This window comes from Nocardioides nitrophenolicus (assembly GCF_016907515.1).
Lineage (GTDB): Bacteria > Actinomycetota > Actinomycetes > Propionibacteriales > Nocardioidaceae > Nocardioides > Nocardioides nitrophenolicus.
Window position 1 is genome coordinate 1,526,041 of record NZ_JAFBBY010000001.1, and the last position, 20,973, is coordinate 1,547,013.

19 protein-coding genes and 1 pseudogene are annotated in these 20,973 nt (G+C 71.9%); 9 read left to right on the top strand and 11 right to left on the bottom strand.

Going from position 1 to position 20,973, the window contains the following annotated elements; genetic code table 11:
- The 8 genes from JOD66_RS07590 to JOD66_RS07625 all read left to right on the top strand — a co-directional run bounded on the left by JOD66_RS07590 (position 1) and on the right by JOD66_RS07625 (position 5,063).
- Positions 1 to 603 carry a BMC domain-containing protein gene (locus JOD66_RS07590; protein ID WP_204836291.1) on the top strand — a complete coding sequence of 201 codons (603 nt, stop codon included), beginning with the start codon at positions 1 to 3 and terminating at the stop codon, positions 601 to 603.
- The gene (locus tag JOD66_RS07595) at positions 600 to 1,094 is read left to right on the top strand and encodes a hypothetical protein (protein ID WP_204836292.1); all 495 of its coding nucleotides are present in this window, start codon (positions 600 to 602) and stop codon (positions 1,092 to 1,094) included. Before JOD66_RS07590 ends, JOD66_RS07595 begins: the two co-directional genes overlap by 4 nt.
- On the top strand, positions 1,094 to 1,342 hold the full coding sequence (locus JOD66_RS07600; protein ID WP_204836293.1) for a EutN/CcmL family microcompartment protein: 249 nt from the start codon (positions 1,094 to 1,096) through the stop codon (positions 1,340 to 1,342). The genes JOD66_RS07595 and JOD66_RS07600 overlap by 1 nt, the downstream gene beginning before the upstream one ends.
- Positions 1,343 to 1,417: 75 nt before the next feature.
- A complete protein-coding gene (locus tag JOD66_RS07605) occupies positions 1,418 to 1,699 on the top strand; it encodes a BMC domain-containing protein (protein WP_204836294.1) in 282 nt (93 codons plus the stop codon).
- A 54-nt stretch (positions 1,700 to 1,753) separates the two neighbouring features.
- The gene (locus tag JOD66_RS07610) at positions 1,754 to 2,401 is read left to right on the top strand and encodes a microcompartment protein (RefSeq protein WP_204836295.1); all 648 of its coding nucleotides are present in this window, start codon (positions 1,754 to 1,756) and stop codon (positions 2,399 to 2,401) included.
- Positions 2,401 to 3,393 (top strand): phosphotransferase enzyme family protein, encoded by a 993-nt coding sequence (locus tag JOD66_RS07615; protein WP_204836296.1) that lies wholly within the window; start codon positions 2,401 to 2,403, stop codon positions 3,391 to 3,393. Before JOD66_RS07610 ends, JOD66_RS07615 begins: the two co-directional genes overlap by 1 nt.
- Positions 3,394 to 3,420: 27 nt before the next feature.
- On the top strand, positions 3,421 to 4,191 hold the full coding sequence (gene fabG, locus JOD66_RS07620; RefSeq protein ID WP_204836297.1) for a 3-oxoacyl-ACP reductase FabG: 771 nt from the start codon (positions 3,421 to 3,423) through the stop codon (positions 4,189 to 4,191).
- An 80-nt stretch (positions 4,192 to 4,271) separates the two neighbouring features.
- Positions 4,272 to 5,063: a GntR family transcriptional regulator gene (locus tag JOD66_RS07625; RefSeq protein WP_204836298.1), complete on the top strand. Its 792-nt coding sequence runs from the start codon at positions 4,272 to 4,274 to the stop codon at positions 5,061 to 5,063.
- A gap of 118 nt (positions 5,064 to 5,181) precedes the next feature.
- Here the strand turns inward: JOD66_RS07625 and JOD66_RS07630 are convergent.
- The 8 genes and pseudogenes from JOD66_RS07630 to JOD66_RS07660 form a co-directional block, all read right to left on the bottom strand.
- Positions 5,182 to 6,357 (bottom strand): annotated as a pseudogene (locus tag JOD66_RS07630) (IS30 family transposase); the annotation flags it as partial.
- 424 nt (positions 6,358 to 6,781) lie between these two features.
- Positions 6,782 to 7,090: a DUF1416 domain-containing protein gene (locus tag JOD66_RS07635; RefSeq protein WP_204836299.1), complete on the bottom strand. Its 309-nt coding sequence runs from the start codon at positions 7,088 to 7,090 to the stop codon at positions 6,782 to 6,784.
- Positions 7,090 to 7,938 (bottom strand): sulfurtransferase, encoded by an 849-nt coding sequence (locus tag JOD66_RS07640; protein ID WP_204836300.1) that lies wholly within the window; start codon positions 7,936 to 7,938, stop codon positions 7,090 to 7,092. The genes JOD66_RS07635 and JOD66_RS07640 overlap by 1 nt, the downstream gene beginning before the upstream one ends.
- Before the next feature lie 165 nt (positions 7,939 to 8,103).
- Positions 8,104 to 8,247, bottom strand: a complete 144-nt coding sequence (locus JOD66_RS29725) for a putative leader peptide (RefSeq protein WP_372442485.1) — start codon at positions 8,245 to 8,247, stop codon at positions 8,104 to 8,106.
- A 75-nt stretch (positions 8,248 to 8,322) separates the two neighbouring features.
- Positions 8,323 to 12,801: a LamG-like jellyroll fold domain-containing protein gene (locus tag JOD66_RS07645; protein ID WP_204836301.1), complete on the bottom strand. Its 4,479-nt coding sequence runs from the start codon at positions 12,799 to 12,801 to the stop codon at positions 8,323 to 8,325.
- Positions 12,802 to 12,812: 11 nt separating this feature from the next.
- Positions 12,813 to 13,451 carry a hypothetical protein gene (locus JOD66_RS07650; protein ID WP_204836302.1) on the bottom strand — a complete coding sequence of 213 codons (639 nt, stop codon included), beginning with the start codon at positions 13,449 to 13,451 and terminating at the stop codon, positions 12,813 to 12,815.
- Positions 13,448 to 14,215 (bottom strand): HoxN/HupN/NixA family nickel/cobalt transporter, encoded by a 768-nt coding sequence (locus JOD66_RS07655; RefSeq protein WP_307823374.1) that lies wholly within the window; start codon positions 14,213 to 14,215, stop codon positions 13,448 to 13,450. Before JOD66_RS07655 ends, JOD66_RS07650 begins: the two co-directional genes overlap by 4 nt.
- A 106-nt stretch (positions 14,216 to 14,321) precedes the next feature.
- Positions 14,322 to 16,163, bottom strand: a complete 1,842-nt coding sequence (locus JOD66_RS07660) for a DUF4012 domain-containing protein (protein ID WP_204836303.1) — start codon at positions 16,161 to 16,163, stop codon at positions 14,322 to 14,324.
- A gap of 112 nt (positions 16,164 to 16,275) precedes the next feature.
- Here JOD66_RS07660 and JOD66_RS07665 point away from each other — a divergent pair, with 112 nt between their 5' ends.
- On the top strand, positions 16,276 to 17,736 hold the full coding sequence (locus JOD66_RS07665) for a tyrosine-protein kinase domain-containing protein (protein ID WP_275579803.1): 1,461 nt from the start codon (positions 16,276 to 16,278) through the stop codon (positions 17,734 to 17,736).
- A 135-nt stretch (positions 17,737 to 17,871) separates the two neighbouring features.
- On the opposite strand, the gene JOD66_RS07670 is transcribed toward JOD66_RS07665, so the two are convergent.
- The 3 genes from JOD66_RS07670 to JOD66_RS07680 are packed head-to-tail and all read right to left on the bottom strand — an operon-like array spanning position 17,872 to position 20,920.
- Positions 17,872 to 18,639: a class I SAM-dependent methyltransferase gene (locus tag JOD66_RS07670; RefSeq protein WP_204836305.1), complete on the bottom strand. Its 768-nt coding sequence runs from the start codon at positions 18,637 to 18,639 to the stop codon at positions 17,872 to 17,874.
- Positions 18,640 to 18,662: 23 nt separating this feature from the next.
- Complete coding sequence (locus tag JOD66_RS07675; protein ID WP_204836306.1) at positions 18,663 to 19,907, bottom strand: glycosyltransferase family 61 protein; 1,245 nt, start codon at positions 19,905 to 19,907, stop codon at positions 18,663 to 18,665.
- The gene (locus tag JOD66_RS07680) at positions 19,904 to 20,920 is read right to left on the bottom strand and encodes a glycosyltransferase family protein (RefSeq protein ID WP_204836307.1); all 1,017 of its coding nucleotides are present in this window, start codon (positions 20,918 to 20,920) and stop codon (positions 19,904 to 19,906) included. The genes JOD66_RS07675 and JOD66_RS07680 overlap by 4 nt, the downstream gene beginning before the upstream one ends.
- Between the last annotated feature and the right edge of the window lie 53 nt (positions 20,921 to 20,973).

A 20,973-nucleotide genomic window follows, 5' to 3' on the forward strand; every position in this document is an offset into this window, starting at 1 on the left:
ATGGCTGAACTGCGTTCCTTCATCTTCATCGACCGGCTGCAGCCGCAGACGCTGTGCTATCTCGGCACCTGGATCAAGGGCACCCTGCCCCGCGCCCACATGGCCGCGCAGATCATCGAGGTGGCACCCGGGATCGACATCGAGCCGATCACCGACGTCGCGCTCAAGCACGCCGAGGTCGCCGCGGGCGTACTCGTGGTCGAGCGCCAGTTCGGCTACCTCGAGTTCCACGGCGAGACCGGCTCGGTCAAGGCCGCCGCCGAGGGCGTGCTCGACGCACTGGGCGCGGACGCGTCGAGCGCGGTGCGGCCGCAGATCCTGGCCAGCAAGATCATCAGCTCGATCGACCACCAGCACGCCTTCCTGATCAACCGCAACAAGATCGGGTCGATGGTGCTGCCGGGCGAGTCGATGTACGTGCTCGAGGTGCAGCCCGCGTCGTACGCGATCGTGGCGACCAACGAGGCCGAGAAGGCCGCCGACATCAAGGTGGTCGACTACCGGATGATCGGCGCCACCGGTCGGGTCTACCTCTCCGGCAAGGAGGCCGACGTACGCCAGGCCGCCGAGGCGGCCGAGGACGCGCTGCGAGGGCTCACGTGACCTCTCCCGACCTGCGGGCCCTCATCGCGGACGTCGTCCGCGAGGTCGTCGCGGACCTCGTCGGTCCCGCCGCGACCCCGGCGGCGCCCGCACCCCCGGTCGCCGCGGCGCCGGCCCCTCCCGCCGGCGTCGCGGGCGCCGAGCACGTGACCCCGGCGGCGCTGCGCGAGCGCGTCGAGCCGGTGCGGATCGCGGACGACGCCGACCTGGACCGGTTCGCGCGGCAGCTGCTCGCGCTGTTCGAGAACCCGAAGAACCGCCAGGACCTGCGGGCCGGACGGCTGCGCTTCCGGCTCGAGGGCGGCGCCGCGGCCGTCGTACCGGAGGCCCGGGCGGCGCAGCGGATCGACGCCGGCGCGGTGACCGAGCGGCAGGTCAAGGCGGCCGCCGAGGCGGGCCGTCGGCTGGTCCTCGGCCGGAAGGCCGTGCTGACTCCCCTGGCGCGCGAGAAGGCCCGCGCGCTGGGGGTTCCCATCGAGAAGGAGCGCTGATGCTGAGAGCAGTCGTGACCGGCAACGTCTGGTCCACCAAGAGGATCGACGGCCTGCCCAACGGCGCCTTCCTGGAGGTCGAGGTGGAGGGCGGCAGCCGCCTGGTCGCCTTCGACGTCCTGGGCAGCGGCGTCGGCGAGACCGTCCTGGTCGCCCAGGGCTCGGTCGCCGCCGCCTGGTTCCCCGGTACGCCGCCCCCCGTCGACGCGCTGGTCATCGGCTCGATCGACACCCAGCCCACGGGCTGACCCCCGCTGTCGGGGCGCCGCCGGCCCCCGCCAACCGCAACCCGCACCACCCACCGCACAACCAAGGAGCACCACATGTCCAGCACCGCCATCGGCATGATCGAGACCAAGGGCTTCGTCGCCGCGCTCGCCGCCGCGGACGCCATGGTCAAGGCCGCCAATGTCACCATCACCGACCGCCAGGAGGTCGGCGACGGCCTGGTCGCCGTCGTCATCGCCGGCGAGGTGGGCGCGGTCAAGGCCGCGACCGAGGCCGGCGCCGAGACCGCGTCGCAGGTCGGCGAGCTCGTCAGCGTGCACGTGATCCCGCGTCCGCACGCCGAGCTCGGCGGCCACTTCGACGTCAGCGCGAAGTAGCCCGCCCCCCACCAGCCAGCACCAGCCAGCACCAGCACGAGAAGAGGAGGTCCGATGGCCGCCACCGACGCCCGCGCGGAGCTGCGGGTCTACCTGATGGTCGAGGACCTGCAGCCGCAGTTCGCCGCCTACCTGGGCACACCCACGCGGGCCCGAGGCTACCCGCCGTACGCCGGCGACCACGCCCTGATCATCGAGGTCGCCCCGGCGCTCGCGATCGAGCGCGTGATCGACCTGGCCCTGCGGGCCGCGCCCTCGGTCGAGCCCGGCATCCTCTTCGTGGAGCGGCAGTTCGGGGTGCTCGAGCTGCACGCCTCGTCCCTGGAGGACGTGGTGGCCGCCGGCCAGGCCGTCCTCGACGGCACCGGCAGCTCGGCCAGTGACCAGCTGCGCCCGCGGGTGCTGTACCACGACATCATCGAGGGCATCACCGACCAGCACGCGGTGATCCTCAACCGCAACCGTTCGGGGTCGATGATCATGCCGGGACAGTCCCTGCTCGTCTACGAGATGGCGCCCGCCCTGTTCGCGGCGGTCGCCGCCAACGAGGCCGAGCGGGCGGCGCCCGGCATCACGATGGTCGACGTGCAGTTCATCGGTGCGGCCGGCCGGCTCTACCTCAGCGGCAGCACCGAGGACGTCGAGGTGGCCCGGGACCGGATCACCAAGGTCCTGGAGTCGATCGAGGGACGGGAGCACTGATGGCCGCGACCGCGGCGGCGGCCGACACCCGGGTCGCCGAGGAGGTGCTCCCCCGCTACGGCTTCGGCCCCGGCAGCACGCTGCGGATGATCAACCTCTCCGAGAACGCGACCTTCCTGGTCGAGGAGGGCGAGCGCAGCGCCATCCTGCGCGTGCACCGGGTGGGCTACCACTCGCGCGCCGACATCGAGAGCGAGCTGTCCTGGCTGGCGGCGCTGCGCGAGGAGTCCGAGGTGGCGACCTCGGAGGTGGTGCCGACGGCCGGGGGCGAGTGGGTCACCACGGTCGTCGTCGACGGCGAGGAGCGCCATGCCGTGCTCTTCCACCTGGTGCCGGGGATCGAGCCCGACGACGTGGCGCTGGGCACCGCCGACTTCGAGACGCTCGGCGCGATCACGGCGCGGATGCACGTGCACGCCCGGTCGTGGCGCCCGCCCCACGCCTTCCACCGGTTCAGCTGGGACTGGGAGCACTCCCTGGGCGAGCGCCCGCGGTGGGGGCGCTGGCAGGACGGGATCGGGGTCGGGCCGGTCGAGGAGGCGGCGCTCGGCGCCGCCGCCGAGGTCGTGCGCGAGCGGCTCGCGTCGTACGGCACGGGCGCGGACCGGTTCGGACTGGTCCATGCCGACCTCCGGCTGGCCAACCTGCTGGTCGAGGGCGACCAGGTCACCGTGATCGACTTCGACGACTGCGGCCACTCGTGGTTCATGTACGACTTCGGCACGGCGGTCTCGTTCATCGAGCACGACCCGCGGCTGCCGGACTGGCAGGCCGCGTGGCTGCGCGGCTACCGCTCCGTCACGGAGCTGGCGGCCGAGCACGAGGACATGCTCGCGACCTTCGTGATGATGCGCCGCCTGCTCCTCGTCGCCTGGATGGGCTCGCACGCGCACTCCCGTGAGTGCCAGGAACTCGGACCCGGCTACACCGCCGGCACCGTCGAGCTGGCGCGGCGCTATGTCGCGTCGGACGGCGCATCTCTCACCTCCTAGCTGACCACCTTCCTCGATCGGAGCACCATGTTCACCTCACTCGCCGGACGCTCGGTCGTCGTCACCGGTGGCAGCAAGGGCATCGGCCGCGGCATCGCCGCCGTCTTCGCGGGCGCGGGCGCCCGGGTCCTGATCACCGGGCGCGACGAGGAGTCGCTCACCGCGGCGTGCGCTCAGCTCGGCGGCGAGACGTCGTACGTCGTCGCCGACGTGAGCCGGCGCGAGGACTGCGACCGGATGGCGGCGGTGGCGCTCGAGCGCCACGGCGGCATCGACGTGCTGTGCGCCAACGCGGGCATCTTCCCGGCCGCCCGCCTCGACGCGATGACCGCCGACGATCTCACCACGGTGATGGCCACCAACCTCAACGGCACCGTGTTCGCGGTCCAGGCCTGCCTGGAGCCGCTCACCGCCAGCGGCCGGGGCCGGGTGATCGTGACGTCGTCGATCACCGGTCCCCACACCGGCTACCCGGGGTGGTCGCACTACGGCGCGAGCAAGGCCGCACAGCTCGGCTTCGTGCGCACCGCCGCCCTCGAGCTGGCCCCGCGCGGGATCACCATCAACGCGGTGCTGCCCGGCAACATCGCCACCGAGGGCCTCGACGGCCTCGGCGAGGAGTACCTGACCGCGATGGCCGCGAGCGTCCCGCAGAAGCGGCTCGGCGGCGTCGCCGACATCGGCAACGCCGCGCTCTTCTTCGCCACCGAGGAGGCCGGCTACGTCACCGGGCAGAGTCTGGTCGTCGACGGCGGCCAGATCCTGCCCGAGTCGCTGCAGGCGCTCGAGGAGATCTGAGCGGACCGATCGGGTACCGTTTCACAATCTGGTCAGACCGATCGGGCGGATGACCGGGAGAGTCGCGAGAGGAGCGGGTCATGGCGAACGAGTCGGCCATCGCCGAGAACCTCCGCCGCCGGATGCTGACCGACATCGGTGCGGGCACGCTCCCGCCCGGTGCCCGGCTCGGCAGCGAGCGCGAGCTGTCGGAGCACTACGGCGTCAGCCGGGCCACCCTGCGCCAGGTGCTCGCCGCGCTCGAGGAGGCCGGCCTGGTCCGCCGGGTCGCCGGCCGCGGTGGCGGCACCTTCATCAGCCACGCCAAGGTCGAGCACGACCTGACCAAGGTGGTCGGGGTGCCCGCCTACCTGGCGCGCCAGGGCTACTCCGCCGGCACCCGGGTGGTCGCCACCCGGATGGGCGTCGCCGACGCCTCCACGCGCCGCGCGCTCCAGCTCGCCGAGGGCGACCTCGTCCTCGACATCCGCCGGCTGCGGCTCGCCGACGGCACCCCGTTCTCGCTCGACCAGGCCCGGCTGCCCGCCGACCGCTTCCCCGGCCTGCTGGAGCAGCCCCTGGGCGGTTCCATCTACGAGCTGATCGAGAACGACTACGGCATCGCCATCGCCGACGCCGAGGAGGTCGTCGAGGTGGTGCACGCCACCGACGAGGAGGCCGCGCTCCTCGGGGTCGCGGCCGGTGACGCCCTGGTGTCGATCACCCGCACGACCTACGACACGACCGGCACGCCCTTCGAGTTCTCCCACGACCTGTTCCGCTCGGACCGGGTGCGGATCACGCTGCGGACCCCCGGCCGCGGCCTGCGCGGGCTGCCCGGTCGCGACGGCTCGCACTTCGCGACCATCTCCTCGGTCCCGGCCACCGGCTGAGCCCGCCCCGGACGCACCCGACGGCGCGGCAGGCCGACGCGGAAGGAGCCCGGAACGCGACACGGCCCGGACGACGTGGCGGATTCGAGGGGTCGTCGCAACACCGCTGGTTGTTCTAGGTGGTGAGTAGATCATGCAGGCGCTCGGCTGGGGTTTCCCAGTCGAGCGTTTTGCGTGGCCGGCCGTTGAGTTCCTGGGCGACGTGTTCGAGGTCTTCTGGACCGTGGACGGACAGGTCGGTGCCCTTGGGGAAGTACTGGCGCAGCAGCCCGTTGGTGTTCTCATTGGTGCCGCGCTGCCACGGTGATGCCGGGTCGCAGAAGTAGACCTGCAGATCGGTCGCGGTCTTGATCTCCTTGTGCCGCGCCAGCTCGCAGCCCTGGTCCCAGGTCAACGACCCACGCAGGTGTGCGGGCAGGGTCGCGATGGTCGCGACCAGCGCGTCACGGACCTGTTCTGCGTTGTGCCCCTCGGGCAGGTGCAGCAACATCGTGTACCGGGTCGCACGCTCGACCAAGGTCCCGATCGCTGACTGGTTGCCGGCGCCCATGATCAGGTCGCCTTCCCAGTGCCCGGGCACGGCCCGGTCCTCGACCTCGGCCGGCCGGTCGCTGATCATCACCATGGGATCGACGAAACGCTGGGTTCGTTGCCCGGGCTGGCGGTGCGGTTTGCGGCGGGTCCTGCCACTGCGCAACGCGGTCTGGACCTCGCGCTTGAGCCCGCCACGGGCCTGGAAGTACAGCGCCTGGTAGATCGTCTCGTGGCTCACGCGCATGCTCTCGTCGTCGGGGTGATCGAGTCTGAGCCTGTTCGAGATCTGCTCGGGCGACAACTTTCGTTCCAGCCCGTGCTCGACCTCGGCACGCAGTCGGGTGTTGGTGACCAGCTTCGACGGCTTGGGGCGGGCACGCGTGGCCGCGGCGTCGCGGTGTGCCTGGTGGGGTAAGTAGATGCCTTCGATACGGTGTCGGGCGACCTCACGTGACACGGTCGAGACGTTCTTCCCGATCCCGGCCGCGATCGCGGTCAGTGTGTGTTTGTTGACCAGGCCGTCCGCGATCGCCAACCGGTCATCGAGGGAGAGGTACCGCTCACTGATGGCGACCTCGGCGCGTGCAGCTGGCGTCATAGCCTTCTGATAGCGGGTGCCGCTGGCGTAGTCCACGACCGTGCCGTCGGGATAGGTCCGCGTGTTGCTGGTCTTGGTGATCCCGCGTCGCCAGTCGCGTGCGGTGCGCTCGTTGACTCCGACCTCGCGAGCGGCGCGTGCTGAGGACCAGCCGTCGGTGATCAGCTCGAAGAACCTCGCCTTGGCATCCGCTTTGCCGGCCTTGTTCTTGGTCTGGGCGACCAGGCCGGCCGCGACCAGGATCCGACGCGCGGCGTCGTGGCTCAGTCCGCTCGCGATCGCGGCACGATTGACCTTGCCGGTCGCGGTGAACACCTCGACCACGACCCGACGATGCTCCTCGGTGATCCTCGCCTTCGGTCCCCGCCCACGGCCGGCGGCCTGCAGCAGCTCGTAAGCCCGACCCTTCGAAACTCCCAGAGCCGTGGCGGCTGCGGGGACCGGGACCCCGCTATCGACCAACCGCAGAAGACGGGCCTTCTCCTCCGAAAACGACACGGTCGTCGCAACTCCTCAAAACTCGAGGTGTTGCGACGACCGTGTGAACCCAAGCGTCGTCGTCCGGGCCGTGTCGGCGTCAGGTGCCTCAGAGCGAGATGAGGACCTCGGCGACCGAGCCGGTCTGCGCCTGGACGACGCGGTCGACCGGGTCGGCCTTGGGCGCCAGGGTGCGCAGGGTCCACTGGCCGTCGCCGGCGAAGAACCGGAAGTGGCCGGTGGCCGAGGTGGGCACCTCGGCGGTGAACTCGCCGGTCTTGTCGAGCAGCCGGACGTAGGCGCTCGCCACGGGCGTGGCGTCGTCGCCGGTGCCGCGCACGACCTGGCCCTGGATCACGGCCTCCTTGGCGACGTTGACGCCGTCAAGCGACAGGCCGCCGACCTTCGCGCCGCACATCAGGCGTCACCGGGCTCGTCGCCGAGCGCGATCGGGACGCCGACCAGGGAGCCATACTCGGTCCACGAGCCGTCGTAGTTCTTGACGTTCTTCTTGCCGAGCAGCTCCTGCAGCACGAACCAGGTCAGCGAGGAGCGCTCGCCGATGCGGCACAGCGCGATGGTGTCCTTGTCCTCGTCGAAGCCGACCTCGGCGTACAGCGCCTGCAGCTCCTCGTCGGACTTGAAGGTGCCGTCGTCGTTGGCGTTCTTGCTCCACGGGACGTTGACCGAGGTCGGGATGTGGCCGGCGCGCTGCGACTGCTCCTGCGGGAGGTGGGCCGGGGCGAGCAGGCGACCGGCATACTCGTCGGGGCTGCGCACGTCGACCAGGTTCTGGGCGCCGATCGCGGCGACGACGTCGTCACGGAAGGCCCGGATGGAGCGGTCCTGCTCCTGGGCGACGTACGTCGTGGCGGCGCGGGTCGGCAGCTCGTCGGTGAGCTCGCGGCTGTCGAGCTCCCACTTCTTGCGGCCGCCGTCCATCAGCTTGACGTCCTGGTGGCCGTACAGCTTGAAGTACCAGTAGGCGTAGGCGGCGAACCAGTTGTTGTTGCCGCCGTAGAGGATCACGGTGTCGTCGTTGGCGACGCCGCGCGAGGACAGGAGCGCCTCGAACTGCTCCTTGTTGACGAAGTCGCGACGGACCTGGTCCTGGAGGTCGGTGGTCCAGTCGAGCTTGATGGCGCCCGGGATGTGACCCTTGTCGTAGGCCGTGGTGTCCTCGTCGACCTCGATGACGACGACCTTGTCGGTGCCGAGGTTGTCCTCGACCCACTGGGTGGAGACGAGCGAATTCTCGCGGCTCATGGTGATTCCTTCTGATGGTTGCGATGTGCGGTACGACGGACGATGCTGCGGCGCCTGCTCGTGGACGAGCAGCACGACGAACGCACAGGACGACGCCTGGGCGCGCGACAGCGCCACGGAGACGACGGGTGAGCCGGTGCGGAGACCGGGAGACTCAGCGACCCGTCAGCAGGGTCGACACAGCGCCGAGCTGACGCGGCAGTTGTCCACCGCGCGCCGCTTGGTCAGCAGCAGAGTCGTCGACATGGGAGAGAGCCTAGGCGGCTTTCGCGGATCCACGAACTCGGCTTCCCAAATGGCGAGACGCATGTCCGGATGATGAGAACGCCGCCCGACGGGACCGGTGGGTCCCGCCGGGCGGCGGTCATCGGGAGGTGCGTCGGGTCAGCGCTTGCGCACCGTGAACACCGCCTTGTCGCCCGCGTAGGCCGTGCTGCCGGCGTACCTCGCCTTCACCTTCCACGACCCCGGCTTGAGCCGCACCTTGCAGGTCGCGACACCGGCGTCGATCGTCGCGGTGCACAGGGTGCGCCCGCCGCTGCGGAAGACCACCTGGCCGGTGGCGCCCGCGGCGACCCTGGCCCGCAGCACGACCTTCTTGCCCTTCGCCAGCGAGCCCGGCTTCGCCTTGGCCTTCAGGCCCGGGTCCGCCTTGGCCGCGTCCGCGACCTTCAGCACGAAGGAGCGCTGCGCCTCCCGGTGGGCCTCGTCACCGTCGTAGAGCGCGGTGACCACGTAGTCGCCCGGGGGCGGCAGCATCCGCACCACGCAGGTCGCGGCGCCTCCGGAGACGGTCGCCTCGCACAGGACCTCCTCACCGTTGAGGAAGCGGACCTGGCCGGTGGCTCCGCTCGGGCCGACCTGCGCGCTCAGCGTGAGGTCGGTGCCGAAGGTGGCGTTCGTGTTGGCCACCGTGACCGTCGTGACGGCCCGGGAGTCGACGGGCTCGACCACCTGGACCACGCGGTGCGCGATCGCCTGGTTGCCGTTGGCGTCGGCGACGACATAGGTGAGCGCGTAGCTGCCCGCCTTCGCCGTGTCGACCACTCCGATCGGCTGGACCTCGGCGCTGAGGTCACCGTCGACGTTGTCCGTCGCCGTGACGCCCGCCTTCGGGTCGAAGGCGTCTCCCACCGTCAGCGTGGTGCCCTCCGGCACCGAGATGACGGGGGCGGTGACGTCGGTGCCGGCGGCGGTGGCGCGGAAGACCGTGCCGAACTGCCGGATCGAGCCGATCCGCTCGCCCGACGCCGTCTCGCTCTCCGCGGTCCACGCGTAGACCTCGCCCTCGACCCGCTCGGCCCAGGAGACGGTCGCCGGCCAGCCCGACTTCGCCGTCTGTACGCCGATCACCCGGTCGGTCGGGGTGACCACCGTCAGGCCGTCGGTCGAGAAGGTCGTCGTCCGGCTGGACAGGTCGACCGGGAGGGTCAGGTTGTCCTCGGCGCCGTTGTAGCGCTTGCGGTCGTCGTACTCGCTCGCGCCGAAGTCCTCGAAGTGCGGCGAGTAGGTGTCGATGCTGACCTCGGCGCGGTCGACGTCGAACTGCAGCAGTCGCAGCCAGCTGGCGCCGAACTGGAGCAGGTCGCTCGCCTTGTGGTCGGCGGCGCCGTCGCCGTCGAGGTCGATGTTGCCGGAGGCGTCGACCTTGTCGGGCCACAGCTCGGCCGCGGGCACCTTGTAGAACTGGTAGTCCGCCAGCAGCTCGACGACGTTGTGCTGCACCGTCGCGCCGACGCCCGTCTTCAGGTTGGTCCCGACGCCGTGCTCGTGGCCGGCGAGGATCAAGAAGACGTTCGGGTTCGCGGTGACCACCTCGTCGTACAGCTTCGAGCCGTCGCCCGAGAAGCTCGCGCCACGGCCGTCCTTGGCCGTCGAGGGTGCGATGTAGGCGTGGGTCAGCAGGATGCCGTTGCGGTCGGGGTAGCGCTCGAACACCGAGCTGGCCCAGTCCGCCTCCTGCTGGGTTACGCCGTAGGACAGCCCGACCGCGACGAAGTCCAGGCCGCCGGCCGAGAACAGGACGTAGTTGTTCTGGTTGTCCTCACCCGGCGTGCTGACGTTGCCCTGGCTGTCGGTCGTCTCGTCCCACGCGTGGTACGACGCGCCGGCCGGCCACGACTTCGAGACCTCGTAGTAGCGGTCCGGACCGTAGTACTGGTTGAACCGGGAGCCCGGCCCGGTCTCGTTGCCGAGCTGGTTGTCGTGGTTGCCCGCGATCACCTGGTTGGGGATGCCCGAGGAGTCGAGCGTCTCCTGGGCGCTGGAGGTGAACTGGAACTCGCGGGTGACCTGCTCGTCGAGGCCCGGGTAGAGCAGCCCGCCGCTGCCGTTGGTCGCGAGCGGGTTGTAGTAGTCGTTCTCGATGATGTCGCCGGTGTGCCCGGCCCACTTGATCTTGCGGGGCCCGGCCTGCTCGGCGATCCACTCGGTGGTGGCCCGGTAGGCCCGGTCCCAGATCGCCCGCTCCTCCTCCTTCATCACGTCCGAGGGCTCGGCGGTGCCGTCCCAGTCGTCGTAGGTGCCACCCGCGGCGCCCTCGGCGAGGTACTGGGTGTCGGTGAAGTGGGCCAGCGAGAAGTCGTAGTCCTCCGGGTCCTCGAACCGGTCCTTGACGTCGGGCACCGCGGCCTTCTCGTCGCGCGGGGCGAGGTCGTCGGCGAACGGGTCGGTGCCGAGCACCAGCAGGTGGACCGTGCCGTCGTCGACGAGCGCCGGGCGGAGCGCGGCGTTGAGGACGGTGTCGCCGTCCTGGACGCCGCGGGCGGTGGCGAGCACCACCCAGGCCGCGGTCTCGGCGTTCCAGGCACGCAGGGTGACCGACCGCTCGGGGTCGACGACGCCCTTCCAGACGACCTGCTGACCGGTCACCGCCGGGCCGACCTCGACGTCGAAGCGCTGGAACGGGAGGTCCCCGCTGGTCGCGCTGGACGTCGCCTCCTCGTCGTCGGGCACCAGCCGGCCGGTGATCGGCTGCTCCTGCTCGTGCTCGAACTCGAGGGTGGTCGGGACCTTCTTCACGACGCCCTGGACGCCGCCGTCGGCGACGGTCGCGGTGGCCTCGCGGAAGGTGGTGGTGACCTCGCCGCCGTCGGGGCTGGTCGCGATCGCGGAGAGCTGGACCACGCCCTTCCCCTCGCCGGCGCCGGTGCCGCCACCGGTCGGGATGGTGTCGGACTCGAACGGGATGGTGAACGCGACGTCCTTGCCGAACACGTCGACCGCGGTGGCGGTGAGCGTGTGCGCCCCGGCTCGCAGGCCGGCGCCGATCAGGTCGCCCTCGGCGACCGGCTTGCCGTCGAGCAGGTAGGTCCAGCCGGTGGCGTTGTCCTCGTGCGCGATGTCGAGGTCGAGCTCGACGGGCGAGGAGAGGTGCGCTCCGGCCGCGGGCACCGAGCCGGTGAGCCGCACGCCGGCGTCCGGGTGCTCGCCGAAGGCCGCGATGTCGAGCGCGCGGACCTCGGTCTCGTTGAGCGCCCGGCCGTAGATGCGGGCGTTGGCGATCTTGCCCTTGGTGTAGAACTGCGCGCCGGCGTTGGGGCCCGAGTCGGCGCCGACGGTCCAGGCCCGCGCGGTGGCGGCGGGCAGGGTCAGCGCGCCGGTCGCGGGGGTGGTCGCGGCGAGCACGCCGTCGACGTACAGCCTCAGCTCGGTGCCGGTCCACACGCCGACGACGTGGTACCAGCGCTGGGCGGTGATGGTGGCGCGGGCGGTCTTGTAGCCGCCGCCGATGTGCGCCATCAGGCCGACCTTGTCGTCGTTGACGTAGATCGAGTAGCCGCCGGCCTCCTTGCCGGAGCACAGGTCCACCTCGGCGGACGGCGGCAGCGCGCCGGTGTAGCGGAAGGTGCACTCGATGCTGACGGCGTTGCTGATCTCGCCCCAGTGCGGCGTGAGCGCGTAGCCGTACGCGTCGTCGCCGTCGAGGCTGACGACGTCGCGGTCCAGCGCGGCGTCGTGGCCGATCGTCGGACTGCCGAAGGTCTTCACCGCGAGGTCGCGGACCCGGTCCTTCGGGGTGCCGTCGGCGAAGTCGACGTCGAGGACGTCGGCCGTCGGGGTCGGCACGGCGGTGTCCCACTGGGCCGCGAGCGCCTTCACCTCCTGGTCCGTGACCGGGCGGGAGAACACGCCGGACGCCGCGAAGGTGCTGGGCGGTGCCGGCTGGCCGACGCCGGTCGGGCTGGCGTCCGCGCCGACGATGAAGCGCCGGGCGGTCGCCACCGGGAAGGTGAGCGCACCGGTCGCGGCGGTGGTCTGGGCGAGCTGGCCGTTGACGTAGAGCCGGATCTGGCTGCCGTCCCAGGTCGCGACCGCGTGGTACCAGCGGTTGCCCTCGATCGGCGTCAGCGCGCTCTTGTAGGCGCCACCGATGTGCGCCATGAACCCGAGGTTGCCACCGGTGACGTACATCGAGATGCCGCCGGCCTCCTTGTCGGAGCACAGGTCCTTCTCGTTGGCCACCGGCATCGCGGTGTCGATGCGGAACACGCACTCGACGCTGACCCCGGTCGTCAGCTTGCTCCACTGGTCCTCGAACGGGAAGCCGACGGCGTCGTCGACGCCGTCGACGGTCATCACCGGGCCCTGCCGGGCATCGGTGCCGAAGGTCGGGGTGCCGTAGGTGATCGGTGCCAGCGACTGGGCGGCGTCGGCGGGGGCGCCACCGGCGAACGAGACGTCGAGGACGTCGGGGACGGGGGCCGGCTCGGCGGTGGCCGCCACCGGGACGTCCGGCGCCAGCGCCGGCGCGGTGGGCGGGGCGGCCTGGCCCGGGGCGGCCATCAGGCCACTCGTGGCGACGGCTGCCGCGACCACGGTGGTCGCGAGCAGCCGGAGCCTGTGCATCGGTCGTGCGGGCACGACGGTTCTCCTCAGGGGTGGGGGGTGGGGGTGACGGTTGCCTGACGCCGGCGCCGGGCCACGAGGGTCCCGAGCACGGCGACGAGGAGCGCGGCGCCGAGAACGCCGCCGATCTGGAGGGCAGCGCTGCTGCCGGTGTGGGTGGTGTCGCCGCTGGTGGCCGTGGCCGTGCCGCCGAGCGACCAGTCGTGGCTGGCCGCGTCGCTGCCGTAGACCTGGTGCTGGCCGTCCGGGCCGGTCGCGAGGGTGCGGTACGCCGGGTGCAGGTCGGTGAGCGTGGTGACCTCGACGCTCGCGGCCGCCACCGGTCCGGCGCAGCTGAAGACGAGGTCGGCGCCGTCGGCGATCAGGTCGCCGGACTCGGCGAGCTGCCCCGGGCACTGCTCGCCGGCGGAGCTCACCGCGACGTGGTCGAGCAGGTAGGTCTCGACCTGCGGCGCCCGCTGGACGAGCGCCGCGTCGCCGTCGTCGTACGTGATCGCCCCGTCGAGGAGCACCCGGTCCTCGGGCAGCACCCCCAGCTCGATCCCGAGCAGGGTGAGGTCGTCGGCGGCGCCGACCTTCCAGGTGACGTGGACGACCGCGGGGTCGGCGGGGTCGGCGGAGATGTCGACGGTCTGCGGGTCGCCGAAGGGGTGCGCGGCGATCACGCGGCGCCCGCCAGCCGGCCGAGCGCCGCGGTGGTGACCACGCAGCCGATCACGGTGATGCTGGCCGCGGCGAGCACCGGCGCGACCCGGGTCGCCGCGGTGATCAGGGCGCGCGACTCCGCGGCGCGCACGACGAGTCCGCGTCCGGCCAGGGCCAGCAGGCCCACCCCGAACAGCACGGTGGCGAGCCCGAGGCCGAAGGCGACGACCAGCAGCAGCGCGAACCCGGAGCGGCCGGTGAAGATGCCGGTCACCAGGACCAGGAAGGCCGCCGGCGAGGGGGTCAGCCCGCCGGACATCCCGAGCAGGACCAGCCCGGGACGGCTGGGCCCCTCGCCGTGCCCGTGCCCGTGGCCGTGCCCATGTCCGTGCCCGTGACCATGTCCGTGGCCGTGCCCATGTCCGTGTCCGCGGAGGTGCCTGCGGAACAGCCAGACCCCGACGCCGACCACCATCAGCCCGGCGGCCAGCTGCAGTCCGCTGGTCAGCCGCTCCAGGGACAGCAGGTCCGAGAGCGACAGGAAGGTCCAGGCGACGGCCACGACGAGCACCGAGAGGGTGTGCATGATCGCGACCGACGCGCCGAGCCAGGCCGCGTCACGCACCTTGCCGTCCGACCCGACGAGGTACGCCGCCGCCAGGCTCTTGCCGTGGCCGGGGCCGACCGCGTGCGCGGCACCGGCCGCGAAGGCGAGCAGGAAGGCGACCGGGACGAACCCGGGCGCGCCGACGAGATCGACCAACCGGTCGTCGAGGGAGGGCACGGGCAGTCATGCTCGCCCCGCCCGGTGACGTCAACGCCGTTGATCGATGACTCCGCGGTGACCCGAAGGTAAAGAGACGGGTGAGCCCTCACCACATCGGTCGCGGTCAGCGGGTGTGGCAGGCCGAGGATGCCGTGGCGTTCGACGTGCCGGGCGCCGCGCCGGGCGACATCTCCAGGCGCGGGTCCGCCTCGTCGCCCTTCGCGGTGCGGAGCTGGACGTCGACCTTCCGGGACTGGCCGGGGTCGAGCAGGACGCCGATCGTCGCGACCTCGCGCCCGGCGTACGTCGTCACCGTCGGGTTGCCCGTGTCCTGGCCGTCGACGGTCACCTCCTCGACGGCGCCGCCGACGGGGGCGCTGACGTAGACGACGAGCAGCTGCTGACCGGGGTCGGTGCGGTTGCCGGGGAAGAACTCGCCGGTGATCGCGTCCGGCAGCTCGTCGGCGAGCGGGGGCGTGGCATTGGTGAAGGAGAGGGTGACGCCGAGCTGCTGGCGGCCGCCGGCGCAGGAGCGGGAGTAGAGGGTGGCCCGCTGGCGCAGGTAGTACTGCATCTTGGTCGGGCCCGCGTCGTTGACGTAGATGCCGACCAGGGGCGGGCCGTCGGTGCGGTCGACGAACTCCCCCGCGATGCTGGTGCCGGCGATCTCGCGCTGGGCGTCCTCGGCGAAGAAGTGCATCCGCACCCGCCCCTCCTCGACCCCGGTCACCAGCCCGCGGATCAGGTCCGCCGAGTCGCCCCGCCCGTCGGAGAAGACGTCGAAGACCGCCTTGGCGACCGCCTCCTGGTAGTCGCTCTGTGCCTGGGTGCCCGGGGTCAGGGCATAGATCTCGTTCTCGACCCGGCCGACCACGTTGGCCGCGTTCACCGGTGCGTAGCCGGGGACCGGGACCTCGCCGATCGCGGCGAGCAGGTACGACACCACCACCGGGTCGACGTACAGGACCCCGTCGAGGCGCTGGCCCTCGACCTGCTCCCAGCGCGCGCGGATCAGCTCGGAGGCGCGGGGGATGTCGGGGGTGAGGGTGGCGTCCACGCCGACGGTGCCGAGGATCTCGCCGAAGAGCTGCTCCTCCTCCGTGCTCAGGGGCAGCACCGGGTGACCGGGGGTGGCGCCCAGCTCGGCCATGTCGACCTGCCGGACGATGTCGACCTTGCCGTCGCGGGCGTGGATGAGCGACAGCGAGCCCGGGAGGCCGCCGCTGCTGCGCGACTCGGCGTTGTTCTGCAGGACCAGCAGGTAGTTGCGCGCCTCGCCCCTGCCGAGCAGGCGCGGGATCAGCCGGGAGGCGCGGTAGGTCGACTGCAGGGTGCCGCGCGCGTCGTCGACCAGGTCGCGCAGGCCGTCGAAGGCCGTCCGGATCGGACCGACGAAGCCGGCGGAGTCCACCACGGCCAACCGCCGGCTGGCCGTGTCGAACGCCTTCTCGCTGCGGGCGGCCGGCTCCTCGAGAGCGGCGATCCGGTCGAGCGGGAAGGTGTGCTGGACCGGCTGGAAGCTGTCGGCGGTGACCTGGTCGGCGGCGTCGACGACCGGAGTCAGCCCGTCACGGCCGACCGCGGCCAGCACCTCGGCGGCGGTCGCCACCCCCCGGGCGTCGTCGCCGAGCAGCGGCACCGCGCCGAAGACCGACCAGGTCAGGCCGTGCGTGGTGTCGTCGGCGGAGTCGGCCGCCGCCTGGTAGGCGCGCAGCGCGTCGCGGGCCCCGGCGGCGTCGCCCTGCACCAGGGCGTCGCGCATCAGCCGCGCCTGGTCGTCGACCTCCCGCAGGTCGCGAGCGGCGCCGCTGACCACCCACAGCGACCAGCCGAGCGCGACCACCACGACCGCGCCCACGCCGATCGCGACCGTCCGGCGGGGGTGGCTCCGGGCGAACCGGCGTACCTGCCGCTGCAGCCGCCGGAAGCCGCGAGACCGGCGCCGACGCCGGATCTCGGGCGACATGCCCGCGAGACTAGCAGCGCGGGATTGGTGGGCATGGGACAGTGACCATCGACGGTCTGCAGCGTTGGGCACGGGGGCGGGAGCCTAGGATCGGCAGTCGGTCTGGCCGGTTATGCATGCCACAAACAAGGGACGGGACTTGGACTTCAAGCAATTCCTGACGGTGCTGGGACGTCGTTGGATGAGCATCGTGTCGATCATCCTGATCGCGCTCGGGGTCAGCTCCGTCATCACGTTCACCCGGACGCCGATGTACGAGTCGAAGACCCAGATCTTCCTCACCGTCGACGTGCGCGACACCACGGACGCCTACGCCGCGCTGCTGTTCGCGTCCAACCGGGCGGCGTCGTACGCCAACGTGGTGAAGAGCACCAACCTCGCCGAGCTGGTCAAGAAGGACCTCAAGCTGAAGATGTCGGCCGAGGAGCTCGCCTCCCGGTTCGACGCGAAGGTCGTGGAGAGCACCTCCCTGATCCAGATCAGCTATCGCGACGAGAACCCCAACGACGCACGGATGATCGCCAACTACGCGACCGAGCGGTTCAACGAGTACGTCGCCGGGCTCGAGACGCCCGGCGCCGTGACCGACGACTCCGGCACCACCACCAGCGGCAGCGCCCAGGAGTCGCAGATCCGGGCCCAGGTCACCGACAAGGCGACGGTCGCCACCCAGGTCACGCCCAATGTGGTGCTCAACCTGGTCGCCGCCATCCTGATCGGCACCCTGCTCGGCATCGGTCTCGCCGTGGCCCGCGAGCTGCTCGACCGCACCATCCGCACCGCCGACCACGTCGCCGAGCTCACCGAGTCGCCCGTCCTCGCCAGCATCGGCTTCGACGGCGACATCCGCTCGGCGCCCCTGCTCACCGACCTGGGTGGCTTCGCGGCCCGCACCGAGGCGTTCCGCCTGCTGCGCACCAACCTGCAGTTCATCGACCTCGACCACCAGCCACGCTGCCTGGTGATCAGCAGCGCCGTCCCCGGCGAGGGCAAGACGATGACCTCGACCAACCTCGCGGTGGCGCTGGCGCAGACCGGCCGCAACACGCTGATCATCGACGCCGACCTGCGCCGGCCCCGCGTCGCCAGCACCCTCGGCCTGGACCCCGCCATCGGCCTCACCACGGCGCTGGTCGGCAAGACCGAGATCCACGACGCGATCCAGGTCCACGAGGCCAGCGGCCTGCACGTCCTCGCCTCGGGCGCCAAGCCGCCCAACCCGACCGAGATCCTGCAGTCGAAGATCACCCACGACCTGATCCGACGGCTCCGGTCGTCGTACGACATGGTGATCATCGACGCCCCGCCGCTGCTCCCCGTCGCCGACGCGTCGGTGCTCGCCAAGCTCGCCGACGGCGTGATCATCGTCGTCCGGCACGCGAAGACGACGCGCGAGCAGGTCAACGAGGCCATCAACCGGCTCAACCAGGTCGGCGCCCGGCTCTACGGCGTCGTGGTCAACATGGTCGCCAAGCGCGCCATCGGCTCGTATTACTACTACTACTACGAGGAGACCAGCCCCGCCGGCCGCTCCGGCAAGGGCGACGCCAAGTCCGGTCGCCGCCGCGCCTGAGGTCGCCGCCGCGCGGGTTCATCACGGTATGTAGCCGAATCGCCGCATCTGTAGCGGAGTTCCACTAGAGAAGCCGGTGCTCGCCTACATACCGTGGTGAATCCGCGACCGCCCGCCGGTCCGCCAGCCCCGCGCTCAGCCCTTCCGCACGAACACCATCAGCGTCGGCGCCAACGCCGGCGGCGTGAGCCGGTCGACCAGCTGGGCGACCCGCCAGGCGGGCGCGTTCGCCCCGAAGTACGTCGGCTCGGAGGCGTGCCCGTAGACCACCAGCTCGTGGGGCGGCGGGAACAGCGCGGCGAGCGAGCGCCGGGTGTTCATGCTGTAGCGGACCGGGAAGACGTCCTCGGCCTTGCGGGCGGGCTGGAGCCGGCGGAGCACGCGGGTGTGCAGGTCGTTGGGTACGACGCGCGCGCCGACGCCGATCATGCCCCACTTGTTGGGGGTGCGGGCCGCGAGCCAGCCGCCGGGCGCGAGGATCCGCAGGATCTCGGCGGCGACCGTGGGCGCGTCCTCCTCGCCGACGTGCTCGAGCACGTGGTCGGCGAGGACCAGGTCGAAGGAGGCGTCCTCGAACGGCAGCCGGGCGCCGGGCTCGATCACCTGGGCGGAGGTGAGGGTGGCGTTGTCGAGGACGACCGGGTCGACGTCGACGCCGTGGACCTCGGCGACCCGCTCGTGGAAGGAGCGCAGCCGGCGGTGCAGCTCGGGGAACGGCTCGATGGCCCACAGGCCGCGGCCGGCGCCGAAGTCGAGCACCCGGCTGTCGGGGGTGAGCAGCGCGTTGACGCGGGTGTAGAACTCGATGAACCCGTCGTAGCGGGTGTATCCCCCGGCCCGGACCTCCGGGTAGAGCCGCGACAGCGTCGCGCCCGGCTGGAATTCCCGTCCCACATCACTCATCTGCTCGCCCTCATGTCGGATGGTCACTGGTGGAGCCCGCTCAGCATGTCGTCGACCAGGTCGAGCACCGTCCGCGGCGGCGCGGAGACGTCGTCGAGCACCCCGGAGTTGCGGCCCGGTCCCCCGGCCGGCCCGTCCCCCACAAGGTAGCGGTAGTCGGCGTCGACGGCCTGGCAGATCGACCACAACCCGAGGTGGACGTACGTCGACGCGAACATCTCGAGCACCCGCACCCCCGGCCGGGCGAAGGTGATGTTGGAGAGGCCGGCGCCGTGCGGGGAGACGACTACCTCCGCCCCGTGGAAGAGGTCGATCTGCTCCTGCACGCTGTGGCTGCCCGGGTCGATCCGGACGAAGCCGCGACGCTCGAGCTCGGGCCACAGCTCGGGCTCCTGCACGTAGCGCCGGGTCCGGGGCGTGGCGCCACGGGTGATGTAGAGCCGCCGCGGCCCGTCGACGCCGGGCGTGGGCGGGAGGTGCTCGCGCAGCCAGCGCACGGTCGCGGGCGGCGCCTGGAGCGCCCAGTTGGGGTTGCTCGGCACCAGCAGTCGGTCGGCCGAGACGGTCCGGCCCCGCTCGGGCTCGATCAGGCGGGTGGTCACCCCCGCCAGCTCGAGGAGCTGTCGCTGGTATCTCGTGCGATGGGGTACGACGACCGCGTCGGCCTCGGCGAGGGCGTGCGGCAGCGCGTCCTCCAGCACCGCCAGCCGGCCGATCGCGTCGTAGAGGAAATGGTAGTAGTTCACCGACGTGCCGCGGGTGGTCAGGCTCAGCACCGTGCCGGGCACGTGCTCGGTCGGGCCCAGGGTGGGCCGCAGGAAGAGCGGGTGCTCGCGCCAGTCCTCGACGCCGAAGTAGGTGCTCGTCTCGTGGTCGAGCACCTTGCCCGGCGTGGTCGTCGCGGCGTAGTCACCGGTCAGCCGGCCGCCGGCGACCTCGAGCACGAAGGTCGCCGGCAGGCCCACGGCGGGGACCAGCTCGGTCGGCTCGGTGGCGGCGTGCACCGCCGTGAACTGCCAGTGCCCGGCGGGCACGCCCGCGGTGGCGGAGCGGGGCAGCGGCTGCTCGGCACGGCCCGGGTGCAGCACGACGACTCCCGGCTCCAGCGCGGCCGTGTCGCTCGAGCGCTCGGTCGCCCGCACCGGGACGCCACGGCCGCCGAGCAGGCGCGAGAGCACCCGGAACACGCGGCCGAGGACGAGGGTCAGCGAGCGGTGCAGCCGCTTGAACAGCGGCCACCACGGCCGCAGCCAGGAGGGCAGGCTCACGGCGCCACCCGGTCCCGCGAGCGGCTCACGAAGCGCTGCACCGCCAGTGCGGGGCGGCTGTTGACCGCGACCCGGGCGGCCCGGCGTACCTGGGGCGACTTCACGAACCGCCGGGCGAGCATCGCCGCCCGTCCGCCGACCCGGCTCAGGACCAGCTCGAGCTCCCGCTCGACCTCGACGTTGACGGCGACCTCGGCGGGATGGCGCAGCGGGAGCTCCATCGCGCTCGCGCCGTGGTCCCGCTTGCCGGCCGCGGCACCGTGGGTGGCGTCCTCGCCCCAGCCGACGTTCTCGACCAGGTTGCGCGACGGCGAGAGCGCCAGCCCGCCGAGGGTCAGCATGGTGAGCCACCAGTGCTTGTCCCAGCCGTGGATGACGGTGTCGTCGGAGCGCGCCGCGTCGGCGAAGTGCTGCTGTCCGGAGCGGGTGACCAGGTGGCCGGGCTGCTGGACCGCGGGGACCGTGCGCACCGGGGCGTCGCTGGGCGCGTGGTCGCGGGGGAACACCGCGCGGTGCCGGTGCCACCGGTCCGCCCAGGTCGCCCAGCCCCAGACGCTCGCCCACGCGGTGAACGCATAGCTGTCGCCGCCGAAGAGCCGCTCCGGGACGCCCATGCCGCTGCCCGACACCTGCCAGATCCGCGGGTCGTCGCGGTAGCGCGCGAGCAGCTCCTCGACGTACGGGAAGAAGGACGGGTCCGGGTGGCAGTCGTCCTCGAGCACGATCGCGGCGTCGGTCTGCGCGAAGACCCAGTCCAGGCCGAGCTCGACATTGGCCTCCAGGCCGAGATTGCGGGGCGCGAAGCGGCGGACCACCTCGCACGGCCAGTCGACGGTGTCGATCAGCGCCCGCGTCTCGGCGCACAGCGCGACGTCCTCGGGACGATCCGCACGCGGGCCGTCGGCGATCACGAAGAGGCGCTCCGGCGCCGCGGCACGGATCGCGGCGAGCGTCTGCTCGGTGAGGCGGGGTCGGTTGAAGACCACCAGGGCCACGGGGGTGGAAAGGCTCATCGATGTGGACAACGCGGGTGCCTGCTCCGAGTTCCGCAGACATTCGACCAGAT

What these genes read in the sequence shown, in the direction of transcription:
- JOD66_RS07665 (WP_275579803.1), top strand. Translation starts at nt 16,276, where the DNA reads ATGCATGCCACAAACAAGGGACGGGACTTGGACTTCAAGCAATTCCTG.
- JOD66_RS07615 (WP_204836296.1), top strand. Translation starts at nt 2,401, where the DNA reads ATGGCCGCGACCGCGGCGGCGGCCGACACCCGGGTCGCCGAGGAGGTG.
- JOD66_RS07605 (WP_204836294.1), top strand. Translation starts at nt 1,418, where the DNA reads ATGTCCAGCACCGCCATCGGCATGATCGAGACCAAGGGCTTCGTCGCC.
- JOD66_RS07610 (WP_204836295.1), top strand. Translation starts at nt 1,754, where the DNA reads ATGGCCGCCACCGACGCCCGCGCGGAGCTGCGGGTCTACCTGATGGTC.
- JOD66_RS29725 (WP_372442485.1), bottom strand. Translation starts at nt 8,247, where the DNA reads ATGCGTCTCGCCATTTGGGAAGCCGAGTTCGTGGATCCGCGAAAGCCG.
- JOD66_RS07640 (WP_204836300.1), bottom strand. Translation starts at nt 7,938, where the DNA reads ATGAGCCGCGAGAATTCGCTCGTCTCCACCCAGTGGGTCGAGGACAAC.
- JOD66_RS07625 (WP_204836298.1), top strand. Translation starts at nt 4,272, where the DNA reads ATGGCGAACGAGTCGGCCATCGCCGAGAACCTCCGCCGCCGGATGCTG.
- JOD66_RS07600 (WP_204836293.1), top strand. Translation starts at nt 1,094, where the DNA reads ATGCTGAGAGCAGTCGTGACCGGCAACGTCTGGTCCACCAAGAGGATC.
- JOD66_RS07660 (WP_204836303.1), bottom strand. Translation starts at nt 16,163, where the DNA reads ATGTCGCCCGAGATCCGGCGTCGGCGCCGGTCTCGCGGCTTCCGGCGG.
- JOD66_RS07590 (WP_204836291.1), top strand. Translation starts at nt 1, where the DNA reads ATGGCTGAACTGCGTTCCTTCATCTTCATCGACCGGCTGCAGCCGCAG.
- JOD66_RS07680 (WP_204836307.1), bottom strand. Translation starts at nt 20,920, where the DNA reads ATGAGCCTTTCCACCCCCGTGGCCCTGGTGGTCTTCAACCGACCCCGC.
- JOD66_RS07670 (WP_204836305.1), bottom strand. Translation starts at nt 18,639, where the DNA reads ATGAGTGATGTGGGACGGGAATTCCAGCCGGGCGCGACGCTGTCGCGG.
- fabG (WP_204836297.1), top strand. Translation starts at nt 3,421, where the DNA reads ATGTTCACCTCACTCGCCGGACGCTCGGTCGTCGTCACCGGTGGCAGC.
- JOD66_RS07635 (WP_204836299.1), bottom strand. Translation starts at nt 7,090, where the DNA reads ATGTGCGGCGCGAAGGTCGGCGGCCTGTCGCTTGACGGCGTCAACGTC.